This window comes from Rhodococcus sp. CH91 (genome assembly GCF_022554085.1).
In the GTDB taxonomy this organism is placed as follows: Bacteria; Actinomycetota; Actinomycetes; order Mycobacteriales; family Mycobacteriaceae; genus Rhodococcus.
Genome location: NZ_JAKFYR010000020.1, coordinates 1 through 26,682 on the forward strand (window position 1 = coordinate 1; position 26,682 = coordinate 26,682).

Annotated in this window: 3 protein-coding genes; all 3 read right to left on the reverse strand. The window is 68.2% G+C overall.

The genetic code is table 11. The features are described 5' to 3' along the window. The coding region (locus MOM01_RS22525) for a non-ribosomal peptide synthetase (protein WP_241387675.1) at positions 1-4,835 on the reverse strand (4,835 nt) is incomplete at its 3' end. A 201-nt stretch (positions 4,836-5,036) separates the two neighbouring features. Next, positions 5,037-14,900 carry a non-ribosomal peptide synthetase gene (locus MOM01_RS22530; RefSeq protein ID WP_241387678.1) on the reverse strand — a complete coding sequence of 3,288 codons (9,864 nt, stop codon included), beginning with the start codon at positions 14,898-14,900 and terminating at the stop codon, positions 5,037-5,039. Continuing rightward, positions 14,827-26,682, reverse strand: a complete 11,856-nt coding sequence (locus MOM01_RS22535) for a non-ribosomal peptide synthetase (RefSeq protein WP_241387676.1) — start codon at positions 26,680-26,682, stop codon at positions 14,827-14,829. The genes MOM01_RS22530 and MOM01_RS22535 overlap by 74 nt, the downstream gene beginning before the upstream one ends.

The window sequence follows — 26,682 nt, forward strand, 5'->3', positions numbered from 1 at the left end:
GCGACCGTCTGTTCCACCGATGTCACGGGCGCACGGAACTCCACCGACTCGAACACCGGTTCCGGCAGGGCTTTACGATCGAGCTTGCCCGAGGCATTGAGTGGGAACTCGTCGAGCACCACCACCTGCGAGGGCACCATGTACGACGGCAACACCGACCGCGCGGTGTCGCGTACCGTCACCGGATCCAGGCTCGTACCCACCGCGGGCACGACATATCCCACGAGATGATCGCCGAGTTCGCCCCCACGTACGACGACCACCGACTGGGCGACACCGGCGACACCCAGCAGAGCTGTCTCGATCTCCCCCAGTTCGATTCGCTGGCCACGGAATTTCACCTGGAAGTCGGTACGACCCAGATATTCGAGCTCACCGTTTCGCGTCCACCGCACCAGATCACCCGTGCGGTACATACGCTCACCGGATCCGAACGGGTCGGCGACGAACCGGTCGGAGGTCAGATCCACCCGGGCGTGATAGCCCCGCGCGAGCTGAACGCCCGACAGATACAACTCTCCCGCCACCCCGACCGGCACCGGACGCAGTCGCGAGTCGAGCACCAGAACACGGGAGTTCCACTGCGGCACACCGATCGGCACGCTGCGCAACTCACTGTCGGAATCCGCGACCTTGCGGTAGGTGATGCTCACGGCCGCCTCTGTCGGGCCGTAGAGATTGTGCAGGGGCGCCGGGGACCGCCGTGCGAACGCACGGACGGTTTCGGGTGGCAGTGCCTCCCCGATGACGAAGACGTCTCGGAGAGTTACCAATTCGTCGGCACGGGCGTGCTCGGCGAAGACGGTGAGCATCGACGGCACGAAGTCGGTGAGAGTCACCTTCTGCTCGGACACCGTCCGCGCGACATATGCGGGATCCCGGTGGCCGTCGGGGGTTGCGATCACGAGATGGGCACCCACCTGGAGCGGGAGGAAGAATCCCCACAGGGACACGTCGAAGGTCGTCGCCGTCTTCTGGAGGTAGACATCGGACGGGGACAATGCGTACGCATGGCGCATCCACGCCATCTGGTTCGCGATCGCCTGATGCGGAACCGCCACGCCCTTCGGCCGGCCCGTCGACCCCGACGTGTAGATCACGTAGGCCGTATTCTCCGGTCGCAGGACCGAGACGCGGTCGGCGTCGGCGACCGGGGCGTCCGACGTCGAGGACAGATCGATCTCGTCGATCGATACGACCGGCGTGGACCCCGGAACCTCGAATCCGTCCCGCGAGGTCGTCAGCACCGCAACGGGTTCGGCGGACTCGAGTACGTAACCGGTTCGCTCGATCGGGTGATCCGGATCGACCGGCACGTACGCGCCACCGGCCTCGAGGATCGCGTAGATCGCGACGACGAGATCGATACTACGTCGAATCGACAGAGCCACACGGGATTCCGGGCCGACTCCGATGGAGATGAGATGCCGTGCCAGCCGGTTGACCCGACGATCGAACTCGTCGTAGGTCAGCGCGGCGCCCTCGTAGCTCACCGCGACGGCATCGGGTGTCTCGGCGACCTGGCGACGGTAGCGCTGCAGGAGCAGAGTCTCCTCGACCGGATGGCCGGTGGCGTTCGCGTCGACGACCAGCCGGGTCACCTCTGCCTCGTCGAGGAGGGGAACGTCGCCGACGGGCAGCGCGGCATCGGAGACGAAGGCCCGCAGGATCCGGAGGTACCGGTCCGCGAAGTCACGGACGGTGACTTCGTCGAAGAGGTCCGTGGCGTAAGTGAATTCGACGGCCATTCCGCCGTGTTCGGTATCGGTTCCCAACCGCTCGGCCACGGTGAGCTGCAGATCGAACTTGGCCGTCGAGTAGTCCGACTCCACGGCACCGATGGTCAGGCCGGGAAGTTCGAATGCCGTCTGGGCGAAATTCTGGAAGAACAGCGCGACCTGGAACAACGGGTGCCTCGCCTGGGAACGCTCCGGGTTGAGCACCTCCACGAGACGTTCGAACGGGACGTCCGCGTGTGCGAAGGCGGCGAGGTCCACTTCCCGAGCCTGCTCGAGCAGCGACGACAGCGAGGTGTCCGCCTCGACGCGGGTGCGCAGTACAAGGGTGTTGACGAACATGCCGATCACGTCGTCGAGGGCACGCTCACCGCGTCCGGCCACCGGTGTACCGATGGTGATGTCATCGGTACCGGACAGTCGGGCGAGCAGCACCGCGAGGGCAGCGTGCATCACCATGAACATGGTGACGTCGTGTTCGCGCGCCGAGGCAGCGAGCGCTGCGTGCAGATCCGCCGGGATCTCGGCCGACAGAGTCGCTCCCCGGTTCGACGCCACCTGCGGGCGCACCCGGTCGGCCGGCAGATCCAGTTGCTCCGGAGCCCCGGCCAAAGTGTCACGCCAGAACGCGAGCTGGCGGGAGATCACCGATCCCGGATCGGTCTCGTCTCCCAGGACACGGCGCTGCCACAGCGCGAAGTCGGCGTACTGCACCTCGAGGGGCGTCCATCCCGGAGCCTCCCTGCGGCATCGGGCGTCGTACGCGATCATCACGTCCCGAGCGAGCGGACCCATCGACGAACCGTCACCGGCGATGTGATGCACGACGAAGACCAGTACGAACTCGGCCGGCGCATCCACGAGACGGAACAATCGTGCCCGCACCGGGACCTCGGCCGACACGTCGAAACCGGCCGAGATCACCGACGACACGGCGGCACCGACATCCTCGGCGGTGACGTCGACCGGACCGAAGTCCGACGGAACGTCCTGTACCGGCACGATCTTCTGGTATCCGACACCGTCGATCTCGGGGTACATCGTCCGCAGCGACTCGTGGCGCTCGAGCACATCTGTCACCGCGGCGCCGAGTGCCTCGACGTTCAGTTCCCCCGACAGCCGCAGCGCCAGCGGAATGTTGTCGACCGCCGACCCCGGCGCGAGCCTGTTGAGGAACCACATGCGCTGCTGTGCGTAGGACAGCGGCACCCGCTCCGGACGCTCCTGCGCCACGAGAGGTTCGCTCGCGGAGCCGACGTTCTCGTCCACGTAGCGGGCGAGCGCCGCCACGGTGGGCGATTCGAACAGTGCACGGACCGGCACACTCACGCCCAGGTCGTGACCGAGTCGGCCTGCCACCTGAGTCGCGAGCAGAGAGTTGCCGCCGAGCGCGAAGAAATCGTCGTCGAGCCCTGCTCGATCCACACCGAGCACTTCCACGAAAACCGAGGCGACCATCTTCTCGGATCCGCTCACGGGCGGCCGAAACTCGGCGTTGCCGAAGACCGGTTCCGGCAACGCCGTACGGTCGAGCTTGCCGTTCGGGGTCAGGGGGATGGCGTCGAGGACCATGAACGAGGCGGGCACCATGTGCGTCGGAAGGTGCGCGGCGACGTGTTCGCGAAGCACGTCCACGTCGATGTTCCCGGCCTCGACGGGCAGGATGTAGGACACGAGCGAAGTCACACCGGCGTCGTTCACGTGGCCGATCGTCGCCACGAAGTCGACGCTCTCGTGGGTCGCGAGCACGGCATCGATCTCACCGAGTTCGATGCGGAATCCGCGGACCTTGACCTGGAAGTCCGATCGCCCGATGTATTCGAGTTCCGGGGCACTTCCACTTTCGGCGGCAACCCACCGCACCAGGTCGCCGGTGCGGTACATGCGCGCCCCCGGCTCGCCGTAGGCGTCGGCGACGAAGCGTTCGGCGGTGAGACCCCCGCGACGGTGATATCCGCGCGCGACACCCGGCCCGGACAGGTAGAGCTCACCGACGACACCGACGGGGACACGCTGGAGATGTGCGTCGAGCACCGTCGCGGTCATGTTCGGGATCGTCGTACCGAGCGTGATGCGATCGCCCGGGGACAGCGGGGCTCCGATATTGGTCACGATGGTGGTCTCGGTCGGACCGTAGCAGTTGTGGAAGTTCCGTCCGGGCGCCCATTTGGCGACGAGTTCCTGGGGGTATGCCTCGCCGCCGACAGCGACGGTGCGCAGCTCCGGCACGTTGTGCGGATCGAGCGAGGCCAGCGCCGCGGGAGTGATGAAGGCGTGGGTGACGCGCGTCTCTCGCAGAAAGTCCTCGAGTTCCGTCCCGCCGTACAGGTCCGGAGGTGCGATCACCATGGTCGCTCCGGCACCGATCGCGAGGAGCAGTTCGAGCATCGAGGCGTCGAAGCTCGGTGACGCGAAGTGCAGGGTGCGGGACTCGGTGGTGATCGCGTAGCGGTCGCGCTGCGCTGCGGCGAGGGACGCCAGACCTGCATGGGAGACCACCACACCCTTCGGAAGACCCGTCGAGCCGGAGGTGTAGATGACGTAGGCGGCGTCCTCGACGCGCAGGGGGGCCACACGGTCGGCATAGGTGGGAGCCGAATCGGGGAAACCGGCGAGCTGCTCCTCGGTCGCGGCGGTGTCGAGGACGATCCATTCCACGGATTCGGGCAGAGCCGTGACGTATCGGTCCACTGTGAGGCCCAGGGACGCCCCGGAGTCCGTGAGCATGTGGGCGATGCGGTCGGCGGGATAATTGGGATCCACCGGCACGAAGGCCGCGCCGGTCTTGGCCACCGCCCACAACGCCAGCATCGAATCGAGCGAACGGCGGATGCCGATGGCAACGAACGCCCCGGGACCGATACCCCGCGCGATGAGCAGGTGCGCGATCCGTGACGAGCGGGCATCCAGCTCGGCATAGGTCGTCTCCCGGCCGTCGAAGACGAGGGCTGGGCCGGCCGGATTCGTCTCGACGGCGGTGGCGAGGAGTTGCGGCAGCAGTGGGGTCCGGCCGGCGCGCGGACGGCGAGCAGGCCGATCGGGCCGGCGGCGGCGTTCCCGTCCGCCTGCCACCACACCGTCAGACGTTTCGCGTGTCACCGAGAATTCCCCTTCACTTCGATACGACCGTGCATGGGCACAGACAGACAGGGCACGACCTACCGTATCGGTGACCCGGGCCGGAAGCCCGGGTCACCGTCCGCTGCGTCGGCGCCCGTGTGAGTCTACGATCCACCCGATCTGTTCCTCGCCCCGCGAAGGCAGGTTCGTTACGTCGCGCGGCGAGTACGGGTCGGGTTCCTACTCGGACTGCGGATCGGCCGCCCCGAACGGGTTCTCCGCCACCGGCAGGACGGTACGCCCCTCGGCCCAGTCCGCCGGCACGTCCTCGGGGCCCCCTCCGGAGAGGAGGATCACGTCGAGGTCCTCGAGATCCTCGGCTTCGGAGGCAGCGAGTTCACCGGCATGGACGAAGGCGTGGGTCACCCATTCGTCCGCCAGCACGTCGACGAGTGCCCGGTCGTCGTCCTCACCGGTGTGGACGACAGCGGCGCCCGAGGTCGTGGCCAGCAGGATCTCGAGGAGCCGGACGCCGTCCGGAGCCTGGGAGAGATAGGTACGGGATTCGTAGTCGATCTCGTACTCCCCGCGCGCCTTCTCCACGAGCCCGACGATCTCCGACTGGGTGATCGTCCGACCGTCGACGATGCAGGCGGGATCATCGGAACCGATGACTCCCGTCCGGTCCGCGTAGGTGAACGGACGGTCCTCGCGTTCGGCGATCGCTCGCGCGCAAACCTCCTCGTCGAGGACGATCCAGTCGGTGTCCCCGCTCGGGCTCTGCCCGGCCGTGACGCCGAGGGGTGCGCTGACGGCAGCCGCCTCCCCGGGCTCGACCAGCCGGACGGCAGCACCCGTCTTGACCACCGCCCACACGGCGACAACGGCATCGGTCGATCGAGGCAGTGCGACCGTGACCACCGTGCCGGGACCGGCACCGCGGGCAGACAGCTCCCGGGCGAGTCTCGACGACGAGCGGTCGAGCGTCTCGTAGGTCGTTTCGTCGTCCCCTCGGACGAGGGCCGGAGCACTCGGATCCTCCTCGACGACCTCTCCGAGCCTGGCGGCCAGGGAGGCCGAGAGCGTGACCGAGGGCACCGTTCCGGTCTCGGACGGGACGGCACCCTCGTCCGTCTCGGTGATGTCGATCGCGCCCACGGCGGCCTGGGCGTCGTCGAGGAACACCTCGAGAATGTGCACCAGGCGGCGACCGAGCGCCTCGACTTCGTGCGCTGTGAAAGCGCTGCGCCGCGAGTCGAGGGTGAGGGCCAGCTTCTCGTCGACGACGGCGAGGAGCGTGAGCGGATAGTGCGACCCGTCGCCGCTCTCGATGCCGGTGATCTCCATACCGTCGAGCGCGGCGCCCGCCTGCGCGAGGGCTTCCCTGTCGATGGGATACGACTCGAACACCAGGAGGGTGTTGAACAGTTCGCCGACCCCGGCCGCCCGCTGGATATCGGGGAGACCGACGTAGTGGTCGTCGAGCAGGCCGGCCTGAGCGGTCTGGAGAGACCGCAGCACGGTGCTCACCGACGCCGCGGGGGGCAGGTCGACCCGAACGGGAATGGTGTTGATGAACAACCCCACCATCGACTCGACACCCGGCAGCTCCGCAGGACGCCCGGAGACCGTCGCCCCGAAGACGACGTCGCGCCGACCTGTCATGCGTCCGAGCAGGACCGCCCACGCGGCCTGCACGACCGTGTTGACGGTGACCCCGGACTCCGCGGCCAGCCTGCGCAGCGCTGCCGTCCGTTCTTCGGTGAACTCCATGATCACGCGGTCCGACCCCACCTCACGCGGATCGACCCGCTCGGTCGACGTCAGGACGGTGGGGCCGTCCACACCGCGCAGGGCCTGCGCCCACCGGTCCAGTGATGCCTGCCGGTCCTGCCGGGACAGCCATTCGAGGAACTCGCGGTAGTCCGGTGCCGAGGGCAGGCCGGTGCCGTCTCCGCCGAGGGCGTAGAGCGTCATCAGGTCCTGCATGAGCAGTGGCATCGACCAGCCGTCCATCAGGATGTGGTGGGCGGTGACACCGAGCGCCCACGCGTCCGCTGCCGTCCGGACCAGGGTGAATCGCAGCAACGGCGGTTCGGACAGCACGAAGCCGCGGGTGCGGTCCTCTGCGAACGCGCGCTCGACGTTCCGGTCACGGTCCGCATCGCTCGCGCCGCGGGCGTCCAGTTCTCGCCAGGGGACGGTGACGCCCCCGAGCACGACCTGGACGGGCCGCCCGGTGGAACCCGTGGTGAAGGCGGTCCGGAGATTCGCGTAGCGGGACACGAGCGAATCCGCGGCGCGCCGCAGTCGATCCGCGTCCACCCGGCCACCGAGATGCACGACCGTCTGCATCGTGTAGGCGTCCACACCCCCGGCACTGACCGATGCGTGGAACGCGAGACCGGCCTGCAGCGGGGACAGCGACCAGACGTCGACGAGCGTCGGATAGGTCCGCGACCAGGTGTCGATGTCCGACTGGGCGACCGACACGAGCGGCAGGTCGGAGGGAGTCAGACCACCTGCGGAGGGATCGCTCGCGTGCGCCGCCAGATCCGACAGCGCCGACTCCCAGCGTGCGGCGAAGTCCCGGGCCACCGAGAACTCGACGAGATCGGTCCGGAAGGCGAACTCCACGATCAGGCGTCCGTCCTGCTCCACGACATCGATCGTCACCGGCGCCGGAAGCGCCGCCACGTCGTCGTAATGGATGTGCGGGACGATGCCGTCGACAGCACGGCGGTACCGCACGGCGACCGTGGGCGACGCGAGCCCGGCGACCTCGGCTGCCTGCCGCGCGACCGAGAAGCCCGCGGCACGACCGCGCAGCTCTGCAAGCTGTTCCTTCGCCGCCCGGAAGCGTGCTCCTGCACCGCCGTCACTCTCGCCCTGCGGTATGCGCACCGGGAAGGCGACGTCCAGAGCCGCCACCGGCCGGGCGGTCCCCCGGTCGCGGTGGTCGACGGATCGCTCGACGAGGATCAGCGCCCCGTCGTCATCGGTTCCGTCTCGCGATCCCAGTGCAGCGGCGGTGGCGGCCACGAGAGCGACGTCCGCCTCGGTTCGGTACAGATCCGGGAGCACGTCCACCACGGCGGAGGCCACCTCCGCAGGGACCTCCAGGACCGTCCGGGCGACCGCGGGGTCTCCGGCACCCGGCCGGCCGTCACCGATCGGGGTCGGACCGGCCTCGAGGATCCGGCGCCACACCGGGACGCCGGCTTCGTCGTGGCGGGCGGTCTCCAGCAGGTCCGAAACGGCCCGGCGCAGCGACACCGGGGCGTCCGGAAGTGTGATCGTCCGTCCGGCCAGGACGTCCCGATAGGTGTTCGCCAGGTCGACGGCGATCGTGCCGGCTGAGGTGGGATCGGTCACGTACGGATGGGTGACGACGAGAATCGCTCCGCCCTCGTCCGGGGTCTGCGCCCGGAAGCCGACGACGCGTGCGAGCTCCCCACGCTCGACATCGAGTTCGGCCGCAGCGAGACGCCGTGCGCGCGCGACGATTCCGTGTGTTCCGTCCTCGTCCGTACCGGCGGGCAGGCTCTCCACCCGCAACGACGCGGACGCGTCGATCTCGGCAGTGGGGATGATCTCGAACTGCGGGACGTCGTCGACACGGACGAGTACCGACCGCAACAGGTCGTGATGGGCGAGGACGGCCGCCCACGCCTGCACCAGCGCATCCTGATCGACGGCCTCGGTCAGCGGCAGCACCGCCGAATAGGACAGCCCACCGTGATCGACGCCGCGAGCGAGCAGTTCCAGCGCGCGGGGGGACGCGGGCACCGCTCCCCCGAGATCGACGGGCTCCCCTGCGGCGACTGCACCGACCTCGGCGATCTCCGCGAGACCGGCGACGGTACGCGCCTGGAAGACGTCGATCGGCCGCAGGATGATCCCCTGCGCCCGTGCCCGCGACACGAGCTGGATCGACAGGACGCTGTCGCCACCGACGGCGAAGAAGTCGTCGTCGATACCGACCGCCTCGCGGCCGAGGAGCTCTCCGACGATCCGCACGAGGACCGCTTCCACCTCGGTGCGGGGTGCGCGGTACTCGACGGCCTCGAAGACCGGATCGGGCAGCGCCCGTCGGTCCACCTTGCCGTTGACGGTCAGGGGCAGCGCCTCGAGCATCTCGAGGTGCGTCGGCACCATGTAGCTCGGCACCAGTTCGGCCACCCCTGCGGTGATCGCGGCAGGATCGGGCTCCGAGCCCGGTTCGGGCACCACATAGCCCACCAGGTGCTCGACACCGGTGTGCTCGTCGGTGAGCGCCGCGACGACGGCCTCCGACACGCCGTCCTGGGCCACGAGCGCCGCTTCGATCTCTCCGAGTTCGATCCGGTAGCCCCGGACCTTGACCTGGAAATCGGATCGCCCGACGTACTCGAGTCGACCTTCACGGGTCCAGCGGACGAGATCGCCGGTGCGGTACATCCTTTCGGAGGGACCACCGAACGGGTTGGCCACGAACCGTTCCGCCGTGAGATCGGGTCGCGCGAAGTAGCCTCGCGCCAGCTGCGTACCGGCGAGATAGAGCTCACCGACCACCCCGGCGGGCACCTCACGCAGACGCCGGTCGAGCACGTGTACCTGCGAATTACGCTGCGGCACACCGATGGGAACCGAGGAGGTCACGTCGTCGGAGACTTCGTGGACGGTGATCGACACCGCCGCCTCGGTGGGACCGTAGAGGTTGTACAGCGTCGCCGAATCGTTCTCGTCGGCGAATCGCCGGGCGAGCGCACCGGGGAGGGCCTCACCGATCGCCAGCACGCGGCGGAGCGAACCGGCCAATCGGCCCTCGGCGTGCACGGCCAGTGCCTGCAACATGGACGGCACGGTGTGGAGAGTGGTGACCTCCTCCTGTTCGAGGAGCCGGTTCAGATACTCCGGGTCCACCTGGGAACCCGCATCGGCGACGACCACTCGGCCACCGGAGACGAGCGCGGACCAGAATTCCCACACCGACAGGTCGAACGTCGCGGCGGTCTTGAGCAGGACCGCATCCGAACCGTCCATACCGAAGAAGTCGCGCTTCCACAGCAACTGGTTCACGATCGCCCCGTGCTCGACCGCGACGCCCTTGGGCACACCGGTCGATCCGGACGTGAAGATCACGTATGCCGTGTTCTCCCGACGGAGCGGACGGAGCCGGTCGGCATCGGAGAGAGGCTCGGCCGAGAAACCCGACAGGTCGAGCGCGTCGATGCACACGGCCGGACAGTCGCTCGCGAGATCCGTGGCGTCGTCACCGGACGTGAGCACGATCTTCGGGCGGGCGGAGTCGAGTACGAGCGTGACCCTTTCCGCGGGATGATCGACGTCGATAGGCACGTACGTGCCACCTGCCACCGCGACCGCGAACATGCCCACGACGAGGTCGACGCCGCGCCGCATGGCGAGCACCACGCGATCCTCGGTGCCCACGCCTTCTGCGACGAGGTAGCGCGCGAGGCGGTTGATCCGCGCCGCGAATGCCTCGTAGTCGAGCCGGTCCTGCGATGCGACGAGAGCAGGCGACTGCGGAGAGACGGCGGACTGCGCCACGAACAGATCCGGCAGGGTGGCATCGCTCACGGGGTGCTGCGCACCCCGGCTCCACGCATCCAGAGCCGACCGTTCTTCGGGCAGAAGGAGATCGAAGTCTCCGACGGCCGCGGTGGTGTCCTCGACGATCGCACGCAGCACCCGGACGTAGCGGTCTGCGAATCCCTGGACGGTGCTTTCGTCGAACAAGTCCGTCGCATAGGAGAATTCCAGGCCGATCGTCCCGAGTTCACCCGGCTCGTCCTGCCGGTCGACGACCGAGATGTGCAGGTCGGTCTTCGCCAGTGACGTCTCGAAGGGAGCCCGGTCGATCTCCAGATCGGCGAGTTCGAGGGTGCCCAATCGCAGGTTCTGGAAGGCGAACCCGACCTGGAAGAGCGGATTACGAGCTGTCGACCGAACGGGATTGAGAACTTCGACCAACCGCTCGAAGGGCACGTCCGCGTTGCCGAATGCGGCGACGTCGGTCGCCCGTGTCTGCTCGAGCAGTTCGTCGAACGACGCGGCAGGGTCCACCCGGGACCGCAGAACCAGCGTGTTGACGAACATGCCGATGAGGTCGTCGAGTGCACGTTCGCCACGTCCGGCGATGGGAGTGCCGACCGCGATGTCGTCGGTGCCCGACAGACGCGCCAGCAACACCGCGGCGGCCGCATGCATGACCATGAACAAGGTGGTGTTGCGCTCACGCGCGATCCGGACGAGATCTCGGTGCATCGAGGCGTCCACCGACATCTCGACCGTGGCGCCGCGGAAGGACTGGATCGCGGGCCGGGGCCGATCGGCCGGCAGGTCGAGCTGCTCCGGAAGATTCGCGAGCGCGTCCTTCCAGTAGGCGATCTGACGGGAGATCACCGAGTCCGGATCGTCCTCGCTGCCGAGCACACCGCGCTGCCACAGCGCATAGTCGGCGTACTGGATCTCGAGCGGCTCCCATGCGGGGAACCCGCCTCGTCGCCGGGCTTCGTAGGCCACCATGAGGTCGCGTGTCAGCGGCCCCATCGACGAACCGTCACCGGCGATGTGGTGGACGACGAACACGAGCACGAACTCGTTCGGGCTGCCGGCGACCGAGAACAGGCGCGCCCGGACCGGCACCTCGACGGTGACGTCGAAGCCGTCCAGCGCGACGGCGGTGACCCTCGCCTCGAGGTCCTCCGCGGAGACGGCCTCGAGCGACAGGTCCGGCACGACCTCGGACGCGGGCAGGACCCGCTGGTATGCGCCCTGCTCGTCCGCGGGGTACACGGTTCGCAGGGTTTCGTGCCGTTCGACGAGGTCCGCCACGGCCGCCTGCAGTGCCTCCACGTCGAGATCGCCGGTGAGCCGGATCGCGACAGGGATGTGGTCGACCGCCGACGAGGTGTCGAACTGGTTGAGGAACCACATCCGCTGCTGCGCGAACGACAGCGGGATCCGTTCGGGCCGTTGCTGCGCCACCAGCGGGACGCGGTCATCGGCGTCGACGTGCTCGGACACCCGGGCCGCCAACCCCTCGACGGAGGACGCCTCGAACATCACCCGGACCGGTACCGCCGTACGGAGGGACGCACCGATCCGGGCGGCGACCTGTGTCGCCGACAGCGAATTGCCACCCAGTGCGAAGAAGTCGTCGTCGAGCCCGACCCGCTCCACCCCGAGAACTTCACCGAAGACCGACGCGACGATCTCCTCCACGGGGGTGCGGGGTGCGCGGAAGGCGGCGGATTCGAAGACCGGTTCCGGCAGGGCCCGCCGATCGAGCTTGCCGATCGGGGTCAGGGGCAGCGCCTCGAGGACCATGATCTGCGCGGGCACCATGTAGGACGGAAGCGTCCGTCCCACGAACTCCCGCAGTTCTGCGGGATCGCACGATGCCTCGCTCGACGGCACGACATAGGAGACCAGCGTCGGAACACCTGCCGGCCCGGTGTGGCCGACGGTGACGGCGGACTGCACCGAGTCGTGAGCCAGCAGCGCCGAGTCGATCTCGCCGAGTTCGACGCGGAAGCCACGAACCTTGACCTGGAAGTCGGATCGGCCCACGTACTCGAGGTCGCCACCGGCGGTCCAGCGCACCACGTCACCTGTGCGGTACATCCGGCCGCCGTGCTCGTCGAACGGATTGGCGACGAAGCGACCGGACGTCAGACCCGGGCGGTCGTGATACCCGCGGGCGAGCGCAGCGCCGGCGAGATAGAGCTCTCCGACCGCACCCGCCGGGACCGGATGCAGTCTCCGGTCGAGCACCAGAGCGGACATCCCGTGGATCGGTTTGCCGATCGTGATCGGCGCCCCGGTACCGAGTTCCGCGAACGAGGAGATGATCGTGGTCTCGGTCGGGCCGTAGCCGTTGAAGTAGGTGCGTCCGCGCGACCACCGCTCGACGAGCTCGGGTGTCGAGGCGTCTCCACCGACGGAGACGACTTCGAGGTCGGGGACCTGCGACGGATCCACCGTCCCGAGCACCGCCGGGGTGATGATCGTGTGGGTGACCCTTTCACGGCGGAGCAGGTCGGTCAGTTCCGGACCGCCCAGCACGTTCGGGGGCACGATCACGAGGGTGGCCCCCCGCGAGAACGTGGCCGTCCATTCGAGTACGGACGGGTCGAAGCTCGGCGAGCACACGTGCAGGAAACGGGAACGGAAGGTCAGCCCGTACAGCTCGGCGGCCGTGTCCAGCACCCCGCCGAGTCCGGCATGGGTGACGGCGACGCCCTTCGGCACACCCGTGGAGCCCGAGGTGTAGATGACGTATGCGACGTTCCGGCGGTGGATCACCGCGGTCCGCTCGAACTCGGAGACGGGATCGGAGGAGAACTCCGCCACCGATCGCTGCAGGTCCGGATCGTCGACCAGGAGCCATCGGACGTCACCGGGCAGGGACTCCGCGAACTGCGAGGACGTCACGCCGACGAGTGCGTGCGAGTCGGCGAGCATGTGCTGGATACGGTCCTGTGGGTATCCCGGGTCGACGGGCACGAATGCCGCTCCGGTCTTCGCGACCGCCCACACCGCGGCGACCATCTCGAACGAACGCGGGAACGCCAGCGCGACGACCTTCTCCGGTCCTGCACCGAGACCGATGAGGTAGCGCGCCATCCGGCTCGATCCCTCGTCGAGTTCGCGATAGGTGTACGACCGTCCCTCGCACCGCACCGCGATCGCGTCCGGATCGCGGTGGACCGCCCGGGTGAGGATCTCGGGGAGATGCCCGACCGCCATGACATCGTCACCGTGGACGTGCGTCAGCCGATCGAACTCGTCGGGAGCGAGCAGAGCGATGTCCCCGACCGGCACGGTGGAGTCCGCGACGATCGACTCGAGCACGCGCACGAAGCGCTGCGCCATGGTCTCGACCGTGGAACCGTCGAACAGATCTCGGGCATAGGAGAATTCACCGATCATGCCGGTGACGTGCCCGTCCGCGTCGTACTCCTCTCCCAGGGTCAGCCCGAGGTCGAACTTGGCGGTCTCGTCGTCCACCGCCAATCCGGAGACCTCGAGTCCCGGTAGCGTGAATCCGACCGGCGCGAAGTTCTGGAAGGACAGCGCGACCTGGAACAGCGGATGACGCGCCTGCGAACGGACAGGATTGAGGACCTCGACCAGACGCTCGAACGGCACGTCCGCGTTGCCGAACGCTTCGACGTCCACTGCGCGTGCCTGCTCGAGCAATTCGGCGAACGACGACGACGAGTCGACCCTGGTGCGCAGGACGAGGGTGTTGACGAACATGCCGACGAGATCGTCGAGTGCCTGCTCACCACGACCCGCGACGGGCGTACCGATCACGATGTCGTCGGTACCGGACAGTCGTGCGAGCAGGACTGCGAGCGCCGAGTGCACGACCATGAACAGGGTCGCGTCATGGTCGCGAGCACGGCCGACGAGCGCCTCGTGCAGGCCGCCGTCGATCGAGAATCGCACCCGTCCACCGCGATAGGACTGCGTTGCAGGTCGCGGCCGATCGGACGGAAGGTCGAGCTGGTCGGGGATGCCCGCCAGTCGATCCGTCCAGTACGCGATCTGCTGCGAGACGACCGACTCGGGGTCGTTCTCGTCGCCGAGGACCTGCCGCTGCCACAACGCGAAGTCCGCGTACTGGACTTCCAGGGGCGCCCAGCCGGGGACACTGCCGCGCATGCGCGCTTCGTAGGCCACCATCATGTCCCGGGCGAGCGGCCCCATGGACGAGCCGTCTCCCACGATGTGGTGCACCACGAAGACGAGTACGTGCTCGCGGTCGGCGTCGGAGATCCGGAACAGCCGGACCCGCACCGGAACGTCGACGGTGACGTCGAATCCCTCCGAGACGAACGCGGTGACCTCGGCGACCACGGCCGCCTCCGGGACGTCGACGGGCGCGAGGTCGAGTTCGGGACGGGCGACGATCGCCTGGTACGGACGTCCCTCGTCGGCCGGGTAGACCGTCCGGAGGGATTCGTGCCGATCGAACAGGTCGGCGACCGCGGCAGCGAGTGCCGCAACGTCGAGATCACCCGAGAGCCGCAGTGCGAGCGGGATATTGTCGACCGCCGACGAGGTGTCGAACTGGTTGAGGAACCACATGCGCTGCTGCGCGAACGACAGCGGCACCTGTGCCGGGCGCTCCTGCGCCACCAGCGGGGAGTGGGTTCCCGCACCGGCNGCGCTGCTGCGCGAACGACAGCGGCACCTGTGCCGGGCGCTCCTGCGCCACCAGCGGGGAGTGGGTTCCCGCACCGGCATGTTCGGACACCCGTCCGGCGAGATCCTCCACGGTCGACGCCTCGAACAATGCGCGCACCGGCACCGATGCGTTCAGCGCCGCCCCGATCCGGGACACCACCTGGGTCGCGGACAACGAGTTGCCACCGAGCGCGAAGAAGTCGTCGCCGAGGCCGACACGGTCGACCCCGAGGACCTCTCGGAACACCGACGCGACGATCTCCTCCACCGGGGTGCGGGGTGCACGGAAGGCGGCGGTCTCGAAGACGGGTTCGGGCAGTGCACGGCGGTCGAGCTTGCCCACCGGGGTGAGCGGCACTTCGTCGATCACGACGAAGGCGCTCGGGACCATGTAGGAGGGCAGACGCCCGGCCACGAAATCCGAGAGCTCGGCGACATCGACGGTGCCACCCCGTGCCGGCTGGACGTATGCGACCAGCACGGTCGCGCCCGACTCCAGCCGGTGGCCCGTCGTCACGGCGAATCGCACCGAGTCGTGCGATTCGAGCGTGGCGTCGATCTCGCCGAGCTCGATGCGCAGACCACGGACCTTCACCTGGAAGTCCGAGCGCCCGACGTATTCCAGTTCGCCCGAGCGGGTCCAGCGGACGAGGTCGCCGGTGCGATACATGCGCTCGCCCGGAGTCCCGAACGGGCTCGCGACGAAACGCTCGGAGGACAGCGCCGGCCGCGCATGATATCCACGTGCCAGGGCATCGCCCGAGATGTACAACTCTCCCGTCACGCCGATCGGAACCGGGTGGAGCCGGTTGTCGAGCACCTGGAAGGCACGGCCCGCGAGGGGACCGCCGATGACCAGCGGATCGGACGGATCGAGAGCGGGGCTCGAGGACGCGAGGATCGTCGTCTCCGTCGGCCCGTAGACGTTGAAGAACCGGCGGCCCGGAGCCCAGCGCTCGACGAGTTCGGAGGTGTACGACTCACCACCGACGAGGACGACCCTCAGGTCGCCCAGTCCGATGTGGTCGACCGAGCCGAGAGCAGCGGGGGTGATGAAGGCATGGGTCACCCGCTCGTCCCGGAGCAGGTCGGCCAGTTCCGTGCCGCCGTAGATCGACGGCGGCGCGATCACCAGCGTCGCACCGTGGGGTGCGGCGAGAAGCAGCTCCAGCACCGAGGCGTCGAAGCTGGGCGACGCGACGGCCAGAATCCTGGATTCGCTGTCGACGCCGTAACGCAGACGCTTCTCGGCGGCGAGATTCGCGAATCCGCCGTGGGTGACGGACACGCCCTTGGGCAGGCCCGTCGACCCGGAGGTGTAGATCAGGTATGCGGTGTTCTCGGGCCGCAGCGGCACGATCCGTTCGCCGGGATCGACCCGGTCGCCGGAGATCGTCGCGAGACGCTCGCGTACGCGGAGATCGTCGAGCACGAGCCATTCGGTCTCGTCAGGAAGACCGTCCGAGTACTCGGACGACGTGATTCCAAGTCGCGCACCGGAATCCGACAGCATGTGCTGGACCCGCTCGACGGGATAGGTCGGATCGACCGGCACATATGCCGCGCCCGTCTTCGCGACGGCCCAGACCGCGACCGTCATGGCATACGACCTCGGCAGCGCCAGGGCCACGATGGTTTCCGGAGCGATGCCCTCGGCGATCAGCAGGCGGGCGAGCCGGGAGGAATCCGAGTCCAGCTCGGCGTAGGTGATCGAGCGGCCTTCGCTGCGCACGGCGATCGCGTCGGGATCGAGCGCCGCCCCGGCGACGAGCAGGTCCGGCAGCGTGCCGTCGGCCTCGAGCACCGGCCCGGACACGGGAACCAGTGCGGCGATTTCGGCGTCGTCGAGCAGGGCGATGTCACCGATCCGCACGGACGCATCCGCCACCACCGACTCGACGATCCGCACGAACCGCTCCGCGAAGGCGGTGATGGTGGATTCGTCGAACAGATCGGTCGCGTAGGTCCACCCCACGGACATTCCCGCCGGTGCGCCCGAGGCGTCGAAACGCTCGGTCACGGTGACGTCGAGATCGAACTTCGCGGACACCTCGTCCAGTTCCACCGGAGCCACCGTCAGCCCGGGGAGTTCCAGACCGGCCTGCTCGAAATTCTGGAAGGACAGGGCGACCTGGAAGAGCGGATGCCGGGCCTGCGATCGTTCCGGGTTGAGCACTTCGACGAGCCGCTCGAAGGGCACGTCCGCGTGCCCGAAGGCCGCCACGTCCGCCGATCGGGCCTGCTCGAGCACCTCGGCGAAGGATGCAGAGGGATCCAGCCGGGTACGCAGCACGAGGGTGTTGACGAACATGCCGATCAGGTCGTCGAGCGCGCGCTCCCCACGACCTGCGATCGGCGTACCGATCGCGATGTCGTCGGTACCCGACATCCGGGCGAGGAGAACCGCCAGTGCCGCGTGTACGGCCATGAACACGGTCACCCCGTGCTCGCGTGCCGTACGTACGAGACCGTCGTGTGCCCCCGCATCCAGCGACAGTTCCACGACCGCGCCGCGATACGACGGGAGTTGTGGGCGCGGACGGTCGGTCGGCAGGTCCAGCTGCTCCGGCAGTCCGGTCAACGTGTCCGTCCAGTACTCGATCTGCCGGGAGATCAGCGACTGCGGATCGTCCTCCGACCCGAGCACCTGCCGCTGCCACAGCGCGAAGTCCGCGTACTGCACCGGAAGCGGCATCCATCCCGGTGCCTCACCGCGGCACCGGGACTCGTACGCCACCATGACGTCCCGCGCGAGGGGTCCCATCGACACGCCGTCGCCGGCAATATGGTGCACGACGAAGACCAGCACGAATTCGTCTGCGGCATCGGCGATCCGGAACAGTCGTGCCCGTACAGGAACTTCGGACGCCACATCGAAGCCGGCCGAGATCACCCCGGAAACCTCCGACGTGAGGTCGGCGGCCGCCACATCGACCGGACGGAGATCGAGCCGTGTCTCCTGCACGGACAGGATCTGCTGGTGCCCGACACCGTCGATCTCCGGATAGATCGTCCGCAGGGACTCGTGACGGGCGAGCACATCGGCCACCGCAGCGCTCAGCGCCTCGACGTCCAGAGCACCGGACAACCGGATCGCCAGCGGGATGTTGTTGACCACCGAGCCGGGATCGAGCCGGTTCAGGAACCACATCCGCTGCTGCGCGAGCGACAGGGGCACCTGGTCGGGTCGTTCCTGCGCCGCCAGCGGAATCCGTCCCCCGTCACCGGACCGCGACTCGATCCGGGCGGCGAGATCCTCCACCGTGGACGTCTCGAACATCACCCGTACCGGCACGTCCGTGTCGAGCGCGCCACCGATCCTGGCCGCCACCCGCGTCGCGGACAGCGAGTTGCCGCCCAGCGCGAAGAAGTCGTCGTCCAGGCCCACCCGTTCGACACCGAGCACCTCGGCGAAGACCGACGCCACGATCTCCTGGACCGGCGTCACCGGTGCACGGAACACCACCGCCTCGAACACCGGCGCCGGAAGTGCCCGACGGTCGAGTTTCCCGTTCGCCGTCAACGGCAGTTCGCCGAGCACGAGCACCTGCGCGGGCACCATGTACGACGGCACCCGCGTGGCGACGAACGAGCGCACCGACTCGCCGTGCGCGTCGGCGCCGCCGTCGGCCACGGCGTAGCCGACGAGCCGGTCACCGTGCTGATCCGAGTGCACGAGCGCAACGGCCTGCCGCACGGCAGGATGCGCGAGCATCGAGGCCTCGATCTCGCCGAGTTCGATGCGCTGGCCACGCAACTTCACCTGGAAATCGGTGCGACCCAGATACTCCAGCTCACCGTCGTGCGTCCACCGCACGAGGTCGCCGGTGCGGTACATCCGGCTGCCGTCACCGGCGAACGGATCGGCCACGAACCGTTCCGACGTCAGGTCCACGCGACCGTGGTAGCCGCGGGCAACCTGCGCACCGGAGACGTACAACTCACCCGCGACACCCACCGGTACCGGCTCGAGACGACCACCGAGGACATACGCACGCGAGTTCCACACCGGGCGCCCGATCGGCAGGATGTCGGGAAGTTCGTCGGGCAGCCGGGCCGCCGTGATGTGCACCGTCGATTCGGTCGGCCCGTACAGGTTGTGCACCACCGCAGCCGGGAAACGCTCGCGCATCGCGAGCACCGTGTCCCTGCCCAGCGCCTCGCCCGCGGACAGCACCAGCCGCAGGGAGGCACACGTACCGGCGTCCGCGCCCGCGACGAAGACCGCGAGCATCGACGGGACGAACGAGGTCGCCGTCACCTCGTGCTCGTCGATCATCCGAGCCAGATAGGCCGGGTCGCGGTGACCGTCGTGCGACGCGACGACGATTCGTCCGCCGACATCGGTCGCCGCGAACAGCTCCCACACCGACACGTCGAAGGTGACCGGCGTCTTGAGGAACACCGAATCCGACTCGTCGAGACCGTATTCACCCGCGACCCAGCGGATCTGGTTCACCACCGCCGAGTGGGGCACCGACACACCCTTGGGCCTGCCGGTGGAACCCGACGTGTAGATCACGTAGGCGGTGTTCTCCGGCCGCAGCACGGAGATCCGGTCCGCATCGGTCACCGGCGCGTCCGAGACGGCCGACAGGTCGACGCTGTCGACATCCACCACCCGACGCCCCTCGGCCCCGGGCACGTCCTCGCCGCTGCGGGACAGCACCAGTACCGGCTCGGCCGATTCGAGCACGTGGCGGGTGCGTTCGGCCGGGTGATCCGGGTCGACCGGCACGTAGGCACCACCCGCGGTGAGCACCGCATAGATCGCAGCGAGCATCTCCGGGCTGCGCCGCATTGTCAGGGCGACCCGGGACTCCGGACCGACGCCCATCGAGATCAGATACCGCGCAAGACGATTCACACGGGATGCGAACTCCCCATAGGTCCACGCGCAGCCTTCTCCGAGTACCGCGAGGGCATCCGGGCGGCGCGCCGCCTGTTCGGCGAATCCGTCGAGGAGCACGCCACCCGCGATCGGTCGGTCGGTGGCGTTCCACGAGCGGATCACACGCTCGTACTCGTGCCTGCCGAGCAGGTCGATATCGCCCACCGGCACCGAAGGAGTACGCGTGACCGCCTCGAGGACGTCGACGAAGCGCCGGAGGATCGTCCGGATCGTGGATTCGTCGAACAGATCGACGGCGTAGATCACATTGCCGGTCAATCCTTCCGGATTACCGTGCTCGTCGTATCGGTCGGCGACCGAGACATGCATGTCGACCTGCGCGATGCCGGGATCGAACTCGATCTCGCTGACGTCGATGTCGCCGAGATTCAATCGGATCGGCGCGATGTTCTGGAAGGAGAAGCCGACCTGGAAGATCGGGTTGCGCGCCGTGGACCGCTCAGGGTTGAGATGCTCGACGAGCCGTTCGAAGGGCACGTCCGAGTGCGCGAACGCCGCCAGATCGAAATCCCGGTTGCGGCGGAGCACGTCGACGAACGGATCGGCGGGGCGGAAGCTCGTCCGGAACACCAGGGTGTTGACGAACATCCCGACGATGTCGTCGAGTGCCTCGTCGCCGCGACCGGCCGTCGGCGTACCGACGGCGACATCGTCGACGCCGGCCAGGCGTGCGAGCAACACCGACAGAGCCGTCTGCACCACCATGAACAGGGTGGCGTTGTTCTCACGGGCCAGACGCGCGAGTTCGGCATGGAGTCGCGCGTCGACCTCGAAGGTCACGTTCGAACCGCGATAGGACGCCACCGCCGGTCGCGGCCGGTCACTCGGAAGATCCAGCTGCTCGGGGAGACCGCTGAGCGCTTCGCTCCAGTACTCGAGCTGACGCGAGACGATCGAATCGGGGTCGTCCTCCGAGCCGAGGATGCGGCGCTGCCACAGGGCGTAGTCGGCGTACTGGATCGGAAGGGGCTGCCAGGAGGGCGCTTCCCCCCGGCGCCGCGACTCGTAGGCCACCATGACGTCGCGGGTGAGCGGACCCATCGAGAAACCGTCACCTGCGATGTGGTGCACGACCATCGACAGGACGTGATCGCGCGGGGCGAGCCGGAACAACCTCACCGCGAACGGCACGTCCACCTCGACGTCGAATCGCGTCGAGGCGTTCTCGACGATGCGGTCGTCGAGCTCGTCCTCCGTGATGTCGACGACGGCGAGCGGCCGCACGACACGATCGGCGGGCAGGATCTCCTGCACGGGACCGTCCGGGGTGGACGGATACACCGTCCGGAGCACCTCGTGCCGGACGACGAGATCCTCGAGGGCCGAGGACAGCGCTGCGACGTCGAGATCGCCGCGCAGCCGCACGGCCATCGGGAAGTTGTACACCGCGCGGTCGGTGTCGAAGCGGTTGAGGAACCACATGCGCTGCTGTGCGAGGGACAGCGGGATCCGTTCCGGCCGCGGCCCGGCAACGAGAGCCGCGCGATCGCCCGTGGTGACCTCGGACTCGACCCGTGCGGCGAGCGCTTCGACCGTGGACGTCTCGAACAGTGTGCGCACCGGAACGTGTGTTCCGAGCGCGGACCCGAGCCGGGAGACCAGCTGGGTCGCAACGAGCGAGTTGCCTCCGAGTTCGAAGAAGTCGTCGTCGAGTCCCACACGTTCGATGCCGAGGACCTCGCCGTAGATCCGCGCCACCGTCTCCTCGATCGGAGTCGAGGGCGCGCGGAACTCGCGTGCCTCGAAGACGGGTTCCGGCAGGGCGGAGCGGTCGAGCTTGCCGTTGGCGTTCAACGGCAGGTCGCCGAGTTCGACGATGGCGGACGGCACCATGTACGACGGCAGGGCGGATTCGACCGCCGAACGCAGTTCCGCGGTGTCCACGACGGCACCGGGAGCCGGAACGACGTATCCGACGATGTGGTCGCCGATCTCGGTGGACCGGACGACGGCCACGCAGCGGGCGACGGCGGGGTGAGCCGACAGTGCCGCCTCGATCTCACCCAGTTCGATCCGCTGACCGCGGAACTTGACCTGGAAGTCGGTACGACCGAGATATTCGATCTCACCGCCCGGCAACCACCGGACGAGATCGCCGGTGCGGTACATGCGTTCGCCGTCTCCGCCGAACGGGCTCGCCACGAAGCGGTCCGCGGTGAGATCGGCTCGGCCGAAGTATCCACGGGCCAGTTGCCGACCCGCCAGATAGAGCTCACCCCCGACACCGACGGGCACGGGGTTCAGGCGTCCGTCGAGGATGTAGGCGCGTGCGTTCCGGACGGGGGTACCGATCGACACCGTCGTCACGCTGTCGGCCTCGACCTCACCGGCCGTGGCGTGGACAGTGAACTCCGTGGGTCCGTAGAGGTTGTGGATCTGCGCGTCGCTCACCCTCCGGAAAGCGAGCACGGTGTCGACGGGCAGTGCTTCACCGGCTACGAGAACCGTTCGCAGGGAAGCGATCTTCGACGGTTCGGCGACCGACGAGGCGAACACCGAGAGCATCGACGGGACGAACGAGGTGATCGTCACGGCCTGCCGGTCGATGACCTGGGTGAGATAGGCGGTGTCGCGGTGCCCGTCGTACTCGGCCACGACGGTCCGTGCACCGACGGTCGCACCTGCGAAGATCTCCCAGACCGAGACGTCGAAGGTCGCGGGAGTCTTGAACAGCACGACGTCGTCGCGGTCGAGTCCGTATTCGCCGATCAGCCAGCGGATCTGGTTGACCACGGAAGCATGCGCGACGGCGACACCCTTCGGGCGTCCGGTCGATCCCGAGGTGAACAGGACGTATGCGGTGTTCGCCGGACGCAACGGCGCGAGGCGGTCGTCGTCCGTCAACGGCTCGGCCGACAATGCACCGATGTCCGGATGGTGCAGGTCGACGATGCGGCGCTCGCGGGCGAAATCGGGACGCGCTCCTCCCGCGGTGAGGATCAGGACCGGATCGGCCGTGTCGAGGACGTGCGCCGTCCGCTCGACGGGATGATCGAGATCGAGCGGCACGTAGGCGCCACCCGCGACGAGCACGGCGTAGGCGGCGACGATCCAATCGTCACTGCGTCGGAGCGCCAGCGCCACACGGCTTTCGGGTCCCACACCGAGAGACACGAGGTGCCGGGCCGTCCGGTTGACGCGGGCGGCGAGGTCGTCGAAGGTGATGTGCGTGCCGTCGAAGGTCAGTGCGGTGCGATCGGTATTGCCGGCTGCACCCTCCGCCAGCAGGGAGACCAGCGTGTCCGGCGCCTCGGCCCGATCGGTGGCATTCCATGTCTCGAGTACCCGCGCGCGTTCCCCGGGAACGAACAGATCGATGTCCCCGACCGCGACCTCGGGCGACCGGGCGACCGACTCCAGAACGGCGAGGAACCGATCGGCGAAGGCGCGCATCGTGTTCCGATCGAACAGATCCGTGGCGTAGGTCAGCATCGCGTCCAGGCGCGTGACCTCCCCCGCGTCGTCGCGGATCTCCGCGAGGGTGACCTGCAGGTCGAACTTCGCCGTCTCGTCGCCGAGAGGGACCCCGGAGACGGTGAGGCCTTCGAGCTCGAAGTGCGGGGTCTCCTGGTTCTGGAAGGACAGCAGGACCTGGAACAGCGGGTGGCGGGCCTCCGACCGCGTGGGATTGAGCACCTCCACGAGCCGCTCGAAGGGCACGTCCGCGTTGCCGAACGCCTCGAGATCGACACTGCGGGCACGATCGAGCAGGGATGCGAACGACTCGGCGGGATCGATGACGGTCCGCAGGACGAGGGTGTTGACGAACATGCCGACGAGATCGTCGAGCGCTTCCTCTCCGCGGCCCGCGACCGGCGTACCGACGACGACGTCGTCGCTTCCGGAGAGCCGGGCGAGCACCACGGCGAGCGCCGCGTGCACCACCATGAACATGCTCGCGTTGTGGTCGCGCGCGCGATCGGCGAGAGCGGCGTACATCTCGGCGGGGATCGAGAAGTCGACGTTGGCGCCGCGGTAGGACGCCACCGCCGGGCGGGGACGGTCGGCGGGCAGATCGAGCTGTTCCGGAATACCCGCGAGAGTGTCCGTCCAGTACCGGATCTGGCGGGCGATCACCGAATCGGGATCGTCCTCGTCTCCGAGGGTCTCACGCTGCCACAGCGTGAAGTCGGCGTACTGGACGGCCAACGGCTCCCATTCCGGCTTCGAACCACGAGTGCGGGACGCGTAGGCGACCATCACGTCGCGGGCGAGCGGGGCCATCGACACGCCGTCGGCACTGATGTGGTGGGCCACGAGCACCAGGACGTGCTCCTCGGGCGCCACACGGACGAGCGAGACCCGGAACGGGATCTCCCCGGTGACGTCGAAACCGCGGAGGATCGGCGCCCGGACGAGATCGGGGAGCGTCTCCGGTGAACCGTCGACCACCTCGAGGCGACGGGCGACGTCGCCGGCGTCGAGCACGAGCTGATGGCCGCGGCCGTCCACCTCCGGATAGATCGTGCGCAACGACTCGTGGCGTTCGAGCACGTCATCGATCGCGGCGTCGAGCGCCTCGACGTCCAGGGAGCCGGTCAGCCGCACCGCGACGGGAATGTTGTTGACCGCGGACTCCGGGTCGAAACGGTTGAGGAACCACATCCGCTGCTGCGCGAGCGACAGGGGGACCATGTCGCCGCGCCGACCCGCGGACAGGGCGGCGCGGTGTCCGCCTCCCTCTGCGACAGCCGCGTCACAGGCTGCGGCGAGCGCTTCGACGGTCGGCGAATCGAAGAACGAACGCACGTCGAGCCGTACACCCAGGGCCGCGTCGAGCCGCGAGATGACACGCGTGGCACTGAGCGAGTTGCCACCGAGATCGAAGAAGTCGTCGTCGAGGCCGACGCGTTCACGGCCGAGCAGAGCAGCGAAGATCTGGGCGACGGTCTCCTGCGTCCGGGTCTCCGGCGCGCGGTATTCGGTGACCAGCACCGAGAAGTCCGGCGCGGGCAGCGCCTTCCGGTCGGTCTTTCCGCTCGAGTTGAGCGGGAACTCGTCGAGCCTCACGTAGAGCGAGGGCACCATGTACTCGGGCAGTGCATCCTTCAGCGTCGCCGCGAGGACGCGTCGGTCGATCTCGTGGTCGGACACGACGTACGCGACGAGGTGATCACCGAGTTCGGCATCGCTGTGAACGACCGCGACCGCCTGCGAGATCCCCGGAACGTCGAGCAGAGCACTCTCGATCTCTCCCAGCTCGATCCGCAGACCGCGGAGCTTCACCTGGAAGTCGGTGCGGCCGATGTATTCGAGTTCGCCATCCTCCCGGCGACGAACGAGGTCGCCGGTCCGGTACATACGAGAGCCGGTCTCCCCGAAGGGATTTGCGACGAATCGATCCGAAGTCAGATCGGGTCGCGCGACGTAACCGCGGGCGAGCTGGATACCGGCGAGATAGAGCTCACCCTCGTGTCCGGCAGGGACGGGGCGCAGGTCTGCATCGAGGACGACCAGATCGGTTCGAGCAACCGCGCGCCCGATGGGCACGGACGTGACATCGGCCTCGGTGACCTGGTGATAGGTGACGTCGACCGCCGCTTCGGTGGGGCCGTAGAGATTGTGCAACTGTGCGGAGGACAGTTCGCGGAACCGAGCCGCCGTCCGCGCGGGAAGCGCCTCTCCCGAGGCGAAGACGGCACGCAGCGAGGTGACCTGCGCCGCCAGGGGTTCCGCCACGAACAATGCGAGCATCGACGGAACGAAGTGGACCACGGTGACCCCGCGGTCGATCATGGTCCGTGCGAGATATTCGGGATCCCGGTGACCGTCGGGCCGTGCGATGAGGACGCGGGCACCTACCTGGAGGGGCCAGAAGAACTCCCATACCGACACGTCGAAGGTGAAGGGGGTCTTCTGGAAGACGACGTCGTCGGCCGCGAACCGGTACTTGCTCTGCCGCCAGCGCAGGTTGGCGACGATCGCCTCCTGCTCGACGGCGACGCCCTTGGGCCGGCCGGTCGAGCCCGACGTGAAGATCACGTAGGCGGTGGAGTGCGGGAGGAGCGGACGCAGACGGTCGGCATCGGTGACGGGCTCGTCGGAGTAGCCCGAACAGTCCTCGACATCGATCTCGAGAATCGGGACGGAGACCTCTGCAAGCGAATCGCTACGGTCGGCCGAGGTCGTCAGGATCGCGACGGGACGTGCGGTCTCGACGATGTAGGCCACACGGTCGGCGGGATGATCCGGATCGAGAGGTACATAGGCACCACCGGCCTTGACGATGGCATACATGCCCACGAACAGGTCGAACGAACGGCGGATCGACAGGCCGACGAACGATTCGGTGCCCACCCCCGACTCGACGAGCCGGCGGGCGAGACGGTTCGCTCTGCGGTCGAACTCGGCATAGGTGAGTGTTTCACCGTCGTATTCGAGGGCTACCGCGTCGGGAGTGGCGGCCACGGCGTCTGCGAACAGTCGTGCAAGCGTGTCGGATGCGTCCGTGGGTGCTCCCCCGGCGTCCGAGGCGGCGGCGTCCGCATCGGCGAGGAGACGGTCGACAGCAGCCCCCAGGGCCCCCTCGCCCGCAGCGACGAGTTCGGGCACGAGGTTGCTCAGGGCGACGGGTACGAGGGCGTCCGGTCCCAGGACACCACCCATGGCCGCATCGAGTTCGGCGAGCTGGGCGTTCAGGAGGCCGTACGTGATCTCGGTGTCGTTGTGGACGAGCGCGACGCGATCCGGTTCGACGCCGGCCACGGCTGATACGAGCCGCTGCAGATCCGCGACGGTCGGAGCCGGACGGTCCTGCTTTTCAATCGACAT

What these genes read in the sequence shown, in the direction of transcription:
- MOM01_RS22530 (WP_241387678.1), bottom strand. Translation starts at nt 14,900, where the DNA reads ATGTGGTTCCTCAACCAGTTCGACACCTCGTCGGCGGTCGACAATATC.